11 protein-coding genes are annotated in these 12,607 nt (G+C 74.1%); 6 read left to right on the plus strand and 5 right to left on the minus strand.

From position 1 onward, the window contains the following. Positions 1 to 187 precede the first annotated feature (187 nt). Together P3H78_RS19240 and P3H78_RS19245 are read right to left on the minus strand one after the other, a co-directional pair. Positions 188 to 1,723: a DUF1254 domain-containing protein gene (locus tag P3H78_RS19240; protein WP_276110273.1), complete on the minus strand. Its 1,536-nt coding sequence runs from the start codon at positions 1,721 to 1,723 to the stop codon at positions 188 to 190. 788 nt (positions 1,724 to 2,511) lie between these two features. Next, complete coding sequence (locus tag P3H78_RS19245) at positions 2,512 to 2,805, minus strand: hypothetical protein (RefSeq protein ID WP_276110274.1); 294 nt, start codon at positions 2,803 to 2,805, stop codon at positions 2,512 to 2,514. On the opposite strand from P3H78_RS19245, the gene P3H78_RS19250 reads away from it, so the two are divergent. From P3H78_RS19250 to P3H78_RS19260, 3 genes are all read left to right on the plus strand, one after another. Then, positions 2,774 to 4,231 carry a trypsin-like serine protease gene (locus tag P3H78_RS19250; RefSeq protein ID WP_276110275.1) on the plus strand — a complete coding sequence of 486 codons (1,458 nt, stop codon included), beginning with the start codon at positions 2,774 to 2,776 and terminating at the stop codon, positions 4,229 to 4,231. The genes P3H78_RS19245 and P3H78_RS19250 overlap by 32 nt on opposite strands. Positions 4,232 to 4,526: 295 nt before the next feature. Continuing rightward, the gene (locus P3H78_RS19255) at positions 4,527 to 4,811 is read left to right on the plus strand and encodes a hypothetical protein (protein ID WP_276110276.1); all 285 of its coding nucleotides are present in this window, start codon (positions 4,527 to 4,529) and stop codon (positions 4,809 to 4,811) included. Positions 4,812 to 4,986: 175 nt separating this feature from the next. Continuing rightward, positions 4,987 to 5,649 (plus strand): class I SAM-dependent methyltransferase, encoded by a 663-nt coding sequence (locus tag P3H78_RS19260; protein ID WP_276110277.1) that lies wholly within the window; start codon positions 4,987 to 4,989, stop codon positions 5,647 to 5,649. Between the two features lie 34 nt (positions 5,650 to 5,683). On the opposite strand, the gene P3H78_RS19265 is transcribed toward P3H78_RS19260, so the two are convergent. Next, positions 5,684 to 6,751: a nuclease-related domain-containing protein gene (locus P3H78_RS19265; protein WP_276110278.1), complete on the minus strand. Its 1,068-nt coding sequence runs from the start codon at positions 6,749 to 6,751 to the stop codon at positions 5,684 to 5,686. 447 nt (positions 6,752 to 7,198) lie between these two features. On the opposite strand from P3H78_RS19265, the gene P3H78_RS19270 reads away from it, so the two are divergent. After that, positions 7,199 to 7,882, plus strand: coding sequence for a TNT domain-containing protein (locus tag P3H78_RS19270; protein WP_276110279.1), 684 nt, complete (start codon positions 7,199 to 7,201; stop codon positions 7,880 to 7,882). A 133-nt stretch (positions 7,883 to 8,015) separates the two neighbouring features. Then, positions 8,016 to 8,399: a hypothetical protein gene (locus P3H78_RS19275; protein WP_276110280.1), complete on the plus strand. Its 384-nt coding sequence runs from the start codon at positions 8,016 to 8,018 to the stop codon at positions 8,397 to 8,399. 20 nt (positions 8,400 to 8,419) lie between these two features. Here the strand turns inward: P3H78_RS19275 and P3H78_RS19280 are convergent, their stop codons facing one another. Beyond that, a complete protein-coding gene (locus P3H78_RS19280; protein ID WP_276110281.1) occupies positions 8,420 to 9,247 on the minus strand; it encodes a TIGR03943 family putative permease subunit in 828 nt (275 codons plus the stop codon). Continuing rightward, complete coding sequence (locus P3H78_RS19285) at positions 9,244 to 10,347, minus strand: permease (protein WP_438827994.1); 1,104 nt, start codon at positions 10,345 to 10,347, stop codon at positions 9,244 to 9,246. The genes P3H78_RS19280 and P3H78_RS19285 overlap by 4 nt, the downstream gene beginning before the upstream one ends. 193 nt (positions 10,348 to 10,540) lie before the next feature. Here P3H78_RS19285 and P3H78_RS19290 point away from each other — a divergent pair, with 193 nt between their 5' ends. Beyond that, the gene (locus tag P3H78_RS19290) at positions 10,541 to 12,589 is read left to right on the plus strand and encodes an NAD-binding protein (protein WP_276110405.1); all 2,049 of its coding nucleotides are present in this window, start codon (positions 10,541 to 10,543) and stop codon (positions 12,587 to 12,589) included. Positions 12,590 to 12,607 lie beyond the last annotated feature (18 nt).

Consider the following 12,607-nt stretch of genomic DNA (forward strand, 5'->3'; position numbering starts at 1 on the left):
CCACGACCGCCTCCCCTGCGCCCCGAAGATCCAGCGGCACGCCCCGGTCGGACAGCAGGGACACGAAGCTGTGCCGCACGCGGCGAGGTGCCGTGCCAGGCCGCCGCGACCTGGCACGGCACCGTGCCTCAACGGCCCGGCCGACTCCGTCCCGGGCTACGAGAGCACCTGGGCGGTGTGCCTCCCGTCAACCGACACGGGTGATCGGAGGGCAGTGCCACCGTGCATCGACGACCTCGGGCCTGGGGAGGTACATGCGCAGCGCCACGTACCAGATGCCCTGCTGCGGCGTGGGCAGCCAGTTGGAGTCCCGGCCCGGCCCCGGTGAGTCCGGTTGCAGGTAGAGGGTCAAGCCGCCGTCGGCGTCTCTGACCAGCCCCTGGGTGCGGTCTCCGACGGAGTACCGGTCGATCGGATTCGGGATCAGGTTCCGGTCCTCGTCGTATGCGGTCAGCGACCAGAACGCGTCGACCGGAGGCAGCGTCCCCGCCTCGTAGCGGAGCTCGTAACGGCCGGTGGTCAGTGTTTCGTCGGCGCTGTCGGTGAAGGCTGCCAGGTAGACCGCTTCCTCGGGGTCGTTGATGGCGACGCCCACCAGGGACTGCTCCGCGGCCCGCCTGAGGAAGTCGTCCCCGAAGTGCCCGATCTGCGGGGGAGGGTACCGCCAGCCGTTGATGAGCTCGCCCCACTGGCCGCTGAGCAACTGCTGTTCCAGCATGGGCACGGCGGTGGCGGCGGCCCGGATCAGGCTCTCCTTCACCGGCTCCGGTTGTGCCTCGACGTCCATCCCCGGGCCGATGCCGATCTCCGCGAACTGCCGCAGCAAGACATCGTGGTGCTTCGGCAGAGGGTTCTCGGCCAGCACCGCGTTGAGCGTCTTCCACGGCGCGAGCGGATCCTGGGCGGGGTCGGCCGGTACTGGTACGTCGCGGCGTTCCGGGAGCGTGACGCCCTCCTTGCCGAACAGGTGGAGCGGTGTCAACCGGTACTGCTGCTGCAGCGCGTGGACGGTCGGGAGGTCGTCCACGCCCTTCACGAGGGTGCGCCCGACCACCAGGACCCACGGGGTGGGGGCGGTCGCCGTGCGGCGCACACCCCGCGGGAGGTCGCCGGTCCAGTCCGGGCCGATGAGGGCGAAGTCACCGGCCTCCGACCCCGTCGCCCGCATGCCCACGTAGTCGTAGTTGTCGGAGGTGAAGGCGACCAGTTCGAAGGTGAAGTAGCGGTCGCCCATGTCCGGGTGCGAGAGAATGAGGGGCTCCTCGCGCAGGTCCACCCACGCCCAGGAGTACAGCGTGTCGTTGTTGGGCGACACGCCCTCCCGGTCCGAGGCGTCCCAGAGCCGGCTCGCATGCCAGAAGTGGTTGACGGGCGCGTAGGGCGTCGTCTCCGTCTCGGGCTTCTGGGTCACCCAGCGGTGGCGGAGCACGGCGTTGTAGATGTAGGGGAAGCCGTAGACGAAGGCCTGCTCCCCCAGTGTGTACGCGTACTCGCGCCGCCAGTCGTCCATCCGGCCGGTCAGCGTCGGCTTCACCGAGTGCCATGCCACAGGCAGGGCCCGCCGCATCTTCCTGGCGCGGTCGATGGTCTCCCCCGGGTGACGTACGGCAGCCGCGGTGGCCTTTCCGGTGGCGGCCGCCGCATGACCGATGTCGGTTGCCGCCTCGGCGAGATCGTGCCGCAGGCGGTGCATGGGGCGGTTGCCGGTGGCTGAGGATGCCATGACCGGACTCCTCTCAAGTGGCTGGACAGCACGGCTTGTGGCCACCACGCGAGCTGAGGGAGCCAGGACCTTCGACGACGCGTCCCGGCTCTCCCGGTGCACGCCGAAGGGCGGCGTTCTGCGCCATGCTCCATGGGTGACCGGGCCGAGGGCTCCAACGCACCTACCCCTTTCGAGTAGATCACCGCGTCCGCACCCCGGCAACCGGGCGCACCTCACGTGGTGGCGCAAGCCCCGACCCGCTGCGGCACAGGTCGGACAACGCCGACGAGTCGGCCGCCCTCCTGGTCGGCGGGCAGGAGCGCGACAGCGGGCCTCGCCGGGCTGTGACGACGGGCAGCCCGATCGCGGTGTGTTCGTCGCCCGACAGCCCCCGCGCTTCGGGTGTCGAGGGCGCCCCCCAGGGGCCCTGCGGAGTGATCCCCAGGGCCCCTGGCCCGTGTCCTGACGGCATGGTCCGACGGCAGCCGGCCCCAAGGACCGGCGCCGGGCGGTCGGACGGCCACGGGAACCGTCACCCCTCAGCACGGCAAACCCTTTGCACGATCATGACGTGACGAATAGGTGAATGTTCATCAAACGTCAGTACGATCCAGCCGCTTGACTCATTACCTACCATCACAACAGGAGACCTGAGTGTCATCTGCCCACAGAGGTGGGAAACACCGCCGCCGGGCCCGACTCATCGCGCCGGCGGCCGGCGCCGCGTTGATCGCCGGGGGCCTCGGCACCTTCCTCATGGCACAGGCGAACGCGACGGAGGCCCCGAAGACCTCCCTCAGCGCCCCTCACGTGCCGACCCAGGCCCAGTTGCGGGCCAGAATGCACGGCGCCGAGAAGGGCAAGCGCCTCACCACGGTCGTCGCGGGGCCGGCCAAGAAGGCGTCCACGGCCCCGAAGGCAGCAGCGCCGAGCTCCTCGACGGCCTCGCCGTCGGCGTCCGCGGCGCCCTCGCCGACCCCGTCGGCCACCACCTCCACAGCGCCCTCGCGGACCGTCGTGCCCCAGATCATCGGCGGTCGGACGGCCAGCTTCTCCTCGGCGCCCTGGATGGTGCAGCTGTGGTACTCCGACCCCAACACCGGGGACGGGTTCTTCTGCAGCGGCACACTCGTGGCGCCGGCCAAGGTCCTCACCGCGGCGCACTGCGTCGCCGGCTACGACTGGGCCCACAACGGCGTCGTCGTCTCCGGCAGCGCCGAGCTCCCGACCTTCGACAGCAGCGGCAACGTCACCAGCATGAACGGCGGGACGGCCAACGGCGTGCTGCGCCAGTGGAGCCACCCGTCCTTCAACCTGGCGACGGTCAACAACGACGTGGCCGTGCTGACTCTGGACGCACCCGTGGCGGGCAAAACCCTGCCGATCACCTCCGCGACCGACACCACGTCGTACGCGCCCGGTACTCAGGCAGCCGTCTACGGCTGGGGCCGGACCAGCTCCACCAACGACAACATCTCGCAGATGCTCCAGACGGCGACCGTACCGATCGACGCCGACTCGACCTGCACGAGCTTCTACGGGAGCGACTTCGTCCCCGGTCACATGACCTGCGCCGGCAACCCGGCGACCGGCTCCGACAGCGGAACGGTCGCCACCTGCAACGGCGACTCCGGCGGTCCCCTGACGGTCGGCGGCAGGATCGTCGGCGTCGTCTCCTGGGGCGTGCAGGACTGCGTCGCCCAGGGGGCGTACAGCGTCTTCAGCAAGGTCGGCACCTACGCCACCACCATCGACCCGCGGCTCGACGACACCGACCTGAGCGGTGACGGCCGGGCGGACATGTTCGCCGGCACCTCCGGCGGCTCGGCGTACGAGTACGACTCCAAGGGGACCGGCTTCATCGGTCGGCAGGGGCTGGGCGGCGGAAGCTGGTCCGGCCTCAACCTGGTCCGCCAGGCCGACCTGAACCGCAGCGGCTACCAGGGCTTCCTGATGCGCACCACGGGTGGCTCCCTGAAGTGGCGGCACATCGACCCGGCCGCGAACAGCGTCGTGGACAGCACCATCGGCGGCGGCTGGAACACGATGAAGTTCGTGACGCTCCCCGGCGACGTCAACGGTGACGGTTACTGCGACCTGGTCGCGGCGGACACCAGCGGCAACCTGTGGCTGTACCCCGGCAACGGCAAGGGCTGGTTCGGCTCCCGGACCCAGATCGGCCACGGCTGGGACATCTACGGCAGCAAGGTCTACGGCCACGGTGACTTCACCCACGACGGCCGCTCCGACCTCCTGGCCCAGGACGGCTCCGGCAACCTGTGGCTCTACAAGGGCACCGGCAGCGCCACGAACCCGTTCGCGTCGCGCGTCAAGGTCGGCTACGGCTACCACTACACGGCGTACGACACCGTCGGCGACATCACCGGTGACGGAAACGCCGACCTGGTCACCCGCGACAGCTCCGGCAACCTGTGGCTCTACAAGGGCACCGGCTCTGCCACCGCGCCGCTGAGCTCCCGCGTCCAGATCGGATACGGCTACAACATCTACAGCCTCTTCGGCTGATCCGGCCGGGCCTGCGCCGCAGGTCCCGGTACACCGTCGACGGACCGGCCCGCACGACCCCGGACAGGGCGAACGCGGGCCGGTCCACCGACGCAAGGGGACGACACGCCGTCCGGCGGCGCGGTGAACGGTGCGTCCCGTGCAGGGGGAAACCCGGCGGGAGCCGCGGGCTGCCGTTGGGATCACCGGGGGCCGCCCTTCAGGTGATTGCCGGGACCCTCCCGGGCCGGGCGGCCGCCGCAGGGGTACGACGCCTCAGCAGAGGCGGAACCCGAACCCTGTGAGGAGCTTGGCCATGTACGCAGCAGTCCGGCGGTACGAAGGCGTGACCGATGCGGTCGAGGCGGGACGTCTCGTGGCCGAGGGATTCGTGCCGCTCATGCGCCAGGTCTCCGGCTTCGTGGCCTACTACTGGATCGACGCCGGGGACGGCGTGATGGTGTCGACCAGCGTCTTCCGGGACCGGGCCGGGGCCGAGGAATCGGTGTCGAAGGCGACGGAGTTCGTCCGGGACCACCTCGCCTCGCTGCTCCCCAACCCTCCGCAGGTCATGTCCGGGCAGGTACTGGCGTCCGCATGACCCTCGCGCTCCCGTGAGCGGGGCGCACGCCTCCGGCTCCCGCCGCCCCCGGACTCCGGTCCCGTCGGGCGGCCGTCGTCGCGCGCACGGCCTCCGCCGGATCGTCGAGGTGCGCGGTCCCGGCGCGGAGCCGGCCCTCTCGGACGCGCCGGCACGCCGGTGGGACAGTGGGGGCATGGTGGAGGATCACGGGCCTGCCGGGGACCAGCGCGCGCACTGGCAGGCGACGTACGGGAGGCATCCCGGGATGTACGGCGAGGAGCCGTCCGAGGCCGCGGTGCACGCCGCCGATGTGTTCCGGGCGGCGGGGGTGCGGGACGTGCTGGAGCTGGGGGCCGGGCACGGCCGGGACGCGCTGTTCCTCGCGCGGGAGGGTTTCGCCGTCCGTGCCGTCGACTTCAGCTCCGCCGGGCTGGAGCAGGTGCGCCGGACCGCCCGGGAGCAGGGTGTCGGGGACCGGACGGAGTGCCTCGTGCACGACGTGCGCGAGCCGCTGCCGCTGCCCGACGCCTCGGTCGGCGGGGTCTTCGCCCACATGCTGCTGTGCATGGCGCTGTCCACCGCCGAGATCCACGCGCTGCTCGGCGAGGTCCGGCGCGTGCTGCGGCCGGGCGGCGTGTTCGTCTACACCGTCCGGCACACCGGCGACGCCCACTTCGGGGCCGGCACCGGGCACGGCGACGACATCTGGGAGCACGGCGGGTTCGCCGTGCACTTCTTCTCCCGCGCGCTCGTCGACTCGCTGGCCGAGGGGTGGTGCCTGGACGAGGTGGCCGCCTTCGAGGAGGGCGGCCTGCCCCGCCGGCTGTGGCGCGTGACGCAGAGCCTGCCCGGGTGAACCCGCGGCGGCGACCGGGGATGCGGCCCGCGGTTCAGGCGGACGTCCAGGTGCCGCGGTGGCGGGCGATGGTGTGCAGGTGGTCGATCTGGTGCGCGGTGAGGACGCCTGCCAGGGGGGCGAGGGCCGCGACCTCGCGGTCGCGGTAGACCCGCACGGTGCGCCGGGTCGCCTCGACCTCCAGCTCCGCCACGCCGACGAGGACCAGCACCGGTTCGACCGGAACGGGGAACCCGCTGTGGCGCTCCAGGACGCGCCGCACCCGCTCGGCCTCGGCCCGGCTCCTGCCGGCGTACGGCTGCGGGGCTCCGTGGTCGACCGTGACGGAGTCGTCGCCGACCCGCACCTGCTTCCTCGGGTGGTGCTCGGTGGTGACGGTGAACACGCCGCCGGGGCCGATCAGCAGATGGTCGAGGTCCGCCCGCGGGGACAGCGGCAGGGAGTGCAGCACCCGCCAGCCGTGGCGGCGCAGCCGGTTCAGTTCGGCGCCCGCGCGGCGCTCGCCCACCAGTGCCGTGCGCCAGGAGTCGCCCGGGGAGGGGCGGTTGAGGAGGCGGGCCAGGATGCGGTGCCCCCGACCGGCGCTCTCCTCGCCGAGTTTCGTGCGCAGCAGTTCGCCGGGGGCGTTCCGGGCCAGGTCGCGCTCCGGGGTCAGGGGCGGCAGGGAGGGGGTCAGGCTCCGGGAGGTGGACGTGGGGCGCCCGGCCGGCGTGGACACGGGACCGGAAGTGGAGACGGGGGCGGAGGCGTGATCGTCCGGGTGGGCGGCGGGGGCCCCGGCGAGCCGGTCGGCCCTGGCGGAGACCTCTCCGCGCCGGTCGGCCGCGACGGGGGCCCTCCCGGACCGGTCCGCCCCGGACGGTCCGGGCCGGACGGCCGCCGACGGTCGACGCGGGGTGGCCGTGGGCGGGGTTCCGGTGCCGGGCGGGGTGCCCAGGTGGTGGCGGAGGGTGGCCGTCACCGCGTCCCGGTACTCGCGGAGCAGGATCGTGATCCACCCCGTACGGCAGTCGGCCCAGCCCGCGGCCCTGCCGTCGGGAAGGCTGGCGTACAGGCGGTCGTGGCCGTACCTCGTCCAGTGGGTGACCGTCAGTTCGACCATGGTGCCCCCCTGTCTCGTCGGCGTCGCTGCGGCCATGGCAGCAGCCGGGCCGCCGGGGCCACAAGGGCGTATGCGGAGCAGGGACGGCCGCAGACGGGGCAGGGCCCGCGCACGGCGGTGGACGGACCGCGCCCCCGGCGAGCACCGTGGCGGGCCCGTCCTGCGGGGCCCGCCGTGTGGGCCCCCGTCCTCCGGCGATCGGCGTGCGGGCCGGCCCACGGTCTCACCGTGCGGAGCCGACCGCGCGGGTCGCCCCCGCTGCGGCCATTGGCGGAATCGTGCGCACCTGATCGGGTGACCGTCTGCGCCGCCTGCGCCGCTCGCGGATCGGGCGGACGTGGACTGGGTCCTGCACCACGACGAGGCCGCCGGCCGTCCGCCTCACGGCCGCCCGGTCCCGCCCGTACGCCTGTGCCCCGTCGGGTGCCAGGGAGAAAGGGAAACCGGATGCGCGCACTGCGCACTCTCGTGGGGAGCGTCCTCGCCTCGCTCCTCCTGCTGGTCGGTACCGCGCCGGCCGCCGTCCACGCCGCCGACAACCGGGCCACGCAGAGCGCCCCCTGCCCGATCCAGCACCGCTCCCGGGGCGTCAACACCGCTCCGCCCGCGCTCCAGCAGTTCTACTGGAACGACTGGCGGCTGGGTCCCGCCCGGCTGCCGCGGACCGGTGCGATCGGCCGGATGCTGAGGGACTACCACCGCACCGACAGCGTCTCGCCGTACTGGTTCCTCGGCTGCTACTGGCAGACGGACCCGGTGTCGGCCAAGTCGGGATGGTGGTACCCGGACAACAACGGCTTCGTCCTGCGGAACGGCCGGCCGGTCGAGCAGTCCCGGACGCTGCGCACCGGCCAGCTGCTCGACCTGTTCGGCAGCGGGCTGGGGCACTTCCTCGCCCCGGCGGGCACGCCGTACGCCGAGCGCGCGATCCCGCCGAGCAACCTCAACACGTACGACCGGTCGCACCCGTACAGCTACCACCTGTACCGGGTCCTGAAGCCGTTCTCCGTGCAGGCCGGACCGATCCGGCCCTGGTTCCACCAGCCCGGCCTGGGTCTCCAGTACCTGACGACCCCGACGATCCCGGACCTCGTCAACGGCGACTTCCTCAAGGAACTGCCCGTCGTCTGACCCGGACGACCACGATGCGCGTGGGCCGGACCGTCACGGTGCCGGCCCACCAGCATGTCCGGGGCACCCGGGCGAACCAGCATGTCCGGGGTACCCGGGCGGCACGAGCGGACATGAAGGAGCCAGAAGGATCATGGACAGGACCGAGCTGGTGGAGGCGCTGCGGGCGGCGGGCGTGCCCGACGCGTTCTACGAGGTTCCGGGGGTCCCGGGGCTCGCGTCCGCGCCCGCCCAGGTGGACGCCTCCTACTTCCTGCGCCGCGACGGCGACGACTGGGTCGTCGGACTGCACGAGCGCGGACAGGACCGGGACGTCCGGCGCTTCGGCGACGAGGACGCGGCGTGCCGCGATCTCCTGGACCGGCTGGCCCCGGCGCCCTCCCCCGCGCCGGGCCCCGCCGCCCCGCTGGACGAACTCCTCGCCGACAGCGAGGGGATCCAGCGGCGGGCGTGGGAGGACTTCGAGGGGACGGAGGGCCGACCGGAGGACGAAGGGGACGAGGGCGGGCGGACGTAGGGCCCACGGGGGGTGGGTCTCTACTGGTTCCAGGTCTCGTCGTACGGGTCGCGCGGTGTCGGGACCGGTTTCGCCTGCGTGACGGCGAGGAAGGGGATCGGGCCTCCGTTCACCGGGTCCCGGGTGCGGCGGGGGGTGTAGATGCCGGTGACCTGGAGCCAGGAGTCGGGTTGCAGGACCGGGGGGATCCGTCCGGTCAGGCCGATCTTGACCGGCTGGGCGTCCGCGGCGCAGCAGTTGAGGGCCATGCGGACCAGGTAGGGCGCGCCGGTACGGTCCAGGGCGACGAAGCCGGTGACCTGGACGGGGCGGCCGCCCAGCGAGCGGCCGCGGTCGTACGCCGCGCGCCCGGCGTAGTCGACCACGCTGAGGCGCAGCGGGGATCCCGCGGGGAGGGCCGCGTAGCCGTACGGGGGCTGCAGCGCGGTGCCGGTGCGGACGGCGCTGTAGGAGCCGAGGGCGGGCGGGGCCACCAGGATCAGGGCGAAGAGCGGGAGCACGAGCAGCCAGGAGATGCGCGGCTCGCGGTGATGCCCGTCGGGGCCGTGGTGGTGGTCGTCGGGGCCGTGGTGGTGGTCGTCGGGGGTGGGGCGGTGGTCGGCAGGACGGGGCGATCCGGGTGGTGCCGGGGCCTGGCCGGGGGCCCCGGCCCCGACGGCGGCCGTGCCCGCGCCTCGGCGCTCGTACCAGAGTGTGGCCAGCGCGGTGACCACGAGGACGGTGCCGGACGCCAGCAGCATCGGCTGGAGGCCCGCCTTGACGTAGCGCAGGTAGAGGCCGGAGAGGCCCGCGTGCAGCAGGGCCGCGCCGACCAGGAACAGCACCACCGCCTGCGCCTGCCGGTTCACAGGAGCACCGCCCCGGCCAGGACGGACACCAGCACGGCCAGCGCGAACGTGGCGGGCGCGAAGCGCACCGCGAAGGCGCGGCCGAAGGTGCCCGCCTGCATCGCGAACAGCTTCAGGTCGATCATCGGGCCGACGACCAGGAAGGCCAGCCGGGCCGTCAGCGAGAACTGGGACAGCGACGCCGCCACGAAGGCGTCCGCCTCCGAGCAGATCGACAGCAGGACGGCGAGCACCGCCAGCGCCAGCACGGCGACCACCGGATTGCCGGCCGCGGTGCGCAGCCAGCTCGCGGGGGCGACCGCCTTCAGCGTCGCGGCCGCCATCGCGCCGACGACCAGGAAGCCGCCCGCGTGCATCACGTCGTGCCGGACGGAGCCCCAGAACGCGGCACCCCTGCTCCGGCCCTCGTAGGCGCCGGGCGCGGGCGGGCGCAGCCAGCCGGGGCGGCCCAGGCGCTGCCACAGCCAGCCCATCGCGCACGCCACCAGCAGGCTCGCGGTGAACCGGGCGAGCACCATCTCCGGGTCGTGGGGGAAGGCGACGGCCGTCGCGGTCAGCACGATCGGGTTGATGGCGGGAGCGGAGAGGAGGAAGGCCAGCGCGGCGGCCGGGGTGACGCCCCGGCGGACCAGGGCGCCGGCCACCGGCACGGACGCGCACTCGCAGCCGGGCAGCATCGCGCCCGCGACGCCGGCCACCGGCACGGCGAGGGCGGGCCGCCGGGGCAGGGCGCGCGCGAAGAACGACGGCGGCACGAACACCGCGAGGGCGGCGGACAGCAGCACGCCCAGCACCAGGAACGGCAGGGCCTGCACCACCACGGCCACGAACACCGTCATCCAGCTCTGCATGACCGGGGCGCCCAGGGCCCGGCGCAGGGGGCCCTGGACCACCACCACGACGAGCAGCAGCACGGTCAGGGCGCCGGGAGAGGTGAGGTGCCAGCCCTCCCCCGCCGTGGATCCGGCGGCCCGTCCGGGCACGGCGGCGGCCGTGCGGGGGGTCGAACCGGCCGGCCCGGCCCCGGCGGCCGTCGGATCCGGCCCGGTCCCGGCGGCCGTGGGTTCCGCTCCCGGCGGGGCTTCTTCGGTGATGGCCACGGGTGCGGTACCTCCGGCGCGCTGCACGACGTCCTCTGCCTCCCCGTCAGTACGGTCGCCGCGGGACGTCCGTTCAGCCCTCGCGGGCACTTCGGCGGACGGGGGTGGAACCACCCGTCCCGGTGGGGCAGTCTTCTCCCTCGTGGGGAGCGTTCCGAATCAGGGTGGTGCACCGGGGCTCGCGGGCGCGCACATGGTGGTGTGCGGCGACGACGGCCTCGCGCACCGGCTGGCCGCGGAGTTGCGCGGCGTCTACGGCGAACAGGTCACCCTGGTGGTGCCGCCGCCCGAACGGGCCGGGCTGCCGCCGGTGGTCGGACGGGCGCGCGGCGCCTCCGCGTTGCTGGACCGGATGGTGAGCGCGGCCGTGAACCGGGCCGGCGGCAACGGCACGAACGGCGGCTCCGCCGCAAACGGCAACGGCGGTGGCGGCAACGCGAACGGCAACGGCGGCAGGAACGGCGGCGGGACGGCGCCCGGCGCCGACCGTGTGGTGGAGGCCGCCGAGGCCACCGAGGCGGTGCTCGCGTCGGCCGGGGTGGAGCGGGCCGCCGCGCTGGCGCTCGTGTACGACGACGACGAGACCAACATCCGTGCCGCCCTCACCGCCCGCCGCCTCAACCCCCGGCTGCGGCTCGTCCTGCGCCTCTACAACCGGCGGTTGGGCCAGCACATCGAGGAACTCCTGGACCAGGCGGCCGCGTTGGCCTTCGGCGACGGTGCAGGCGGCGACGGGGCCGCGGATCCCGTCGGAACCGGGTACGGCTCCGACGGCGACGCCTCCACCACCGTCCTCTCCGACGCCGACACCGCAGCGCCCGCGCTGGCCGCCGGCGCCGTCGCCGGGACCGGCAAGGTCGTGCAGACCGAGGGGCTGATGCTGCGCGCCGTGGAGCGTCCGCCGCCCGCACCCGGCCAGGTCGCCGACCCCGGCCTGTGCACCCTGGCCCTGCTGTCCGCGACGAGCAGCGACCCGGCCGGGCTGGACGGCTCCGAGGGCAGCGGGGAGCAGCGGCCGCGGCTGCTGCCCGACGAGGACGCGGTCCGGTCGGCCACCGGGCGCGGGACGGTGGTGCTGGAGCAGGTGTCCTACGCGGGTCCGCCGCTGACGGCGGGGCGCGGGGTCGGCGTCGTGCCGCCGCTCGCCTCGCTGTTCTCCCGCCGGCTGCGGTGGTCGCTGGCGGGACTGGTGGGGTGCGTGTTCGCGCTCGCGGTGGCGCTGTGGCTGGTCACCGGGATCCATCCGCTGAGCGCGCTCTACCTGACCCTGCTGGACCTCTTCGCCATCGACGACCCGGCGCTCGGGAAGTCGCTCGGCCGCCAGCTTCTCCAGCTCCTGTCCGGGCTGGTGGGACTGCTGCTGCTTCCGGTGCTGCTGGCCGCGGTGCTGGAGGCGCTCGGCACCTTCCGGACGGCGTCCGCGCTGCGCAAGCCGCCGCGCGGGCTCGGCGGGCACGTGGTGCTGCTGGGGCTGGGAAAGATCGGCACCCGGGTGCTGACCCGGCTGCGCGAACTGCACATCCCGGTGGTGTGCGTCGAGGCGGGCCCCGAGGCGCGCGGGCTGGCCACGGCGCGGCGGCTGCGGGTGCCGGTGGTGCTCGGGGACGTCACGCAGGAGGGCGTGCTGGAGGCCGCGAAGATCCACCGGGCGCATGCGCTGCTCGCGGTGACCAGTTCCGACACGACCAACCTGGAGGCCGTGCTGTACGCGCGGTCGGTCCGGCCGGACCTGCGGGTGGTGCTGCGCCTGTACGACGACGACTTCGCCACCGCCGTGTACCGGACCCTGCGGGCCGCGCACCCGCGGGCCCTGACCCGCAGCCGGAGCGTGTCGCACCTGGCGGCCCCGGCCTTCGCCGGGGCGATGTTCGGGCGGCAGATCCTCGGGGCCATCCCGGTGGAGCGGCGGGTGCTGCTGGTCGCGTCCGTGGACGTGGCCGGGCATCCGCAGCTGGAGGGCCGGACGCCCGCGCAGGCGTTCCGTGCCGGGTACTGGCGGGTGCTCGCGGTGGACGCGGGCGCGGCGGCACGGCAGCGGCCGGAGGGGTCCGGGGCGGCACCGGGCGAGGAGACCCGGCGGCCGGCCCCCGAACCGGTGGGGAACCTGCCGGGCGGCTACGTCCTCGGGGACGGCGACCGCGTGGTGCTGGCGGCGACCCGTCGCGGCCTCGCGGAACTCCTGGGCCGCGGGGGCCGCGACCGCCCGCCCGGCGCGCCCGCCGCCGATCCGCCCCGCGCCTGACCCGCCCGCCGGGATGCG

It is taken from the genome of Streptomyces tropicalis (assembly GCF_029269835.1).
Lineage (GTDB): Bacteria > Actinomycetota > Actinomycetes > Streptomycetales > Streptomycetaceae > Streptomyces > Streptomyces tropicalis.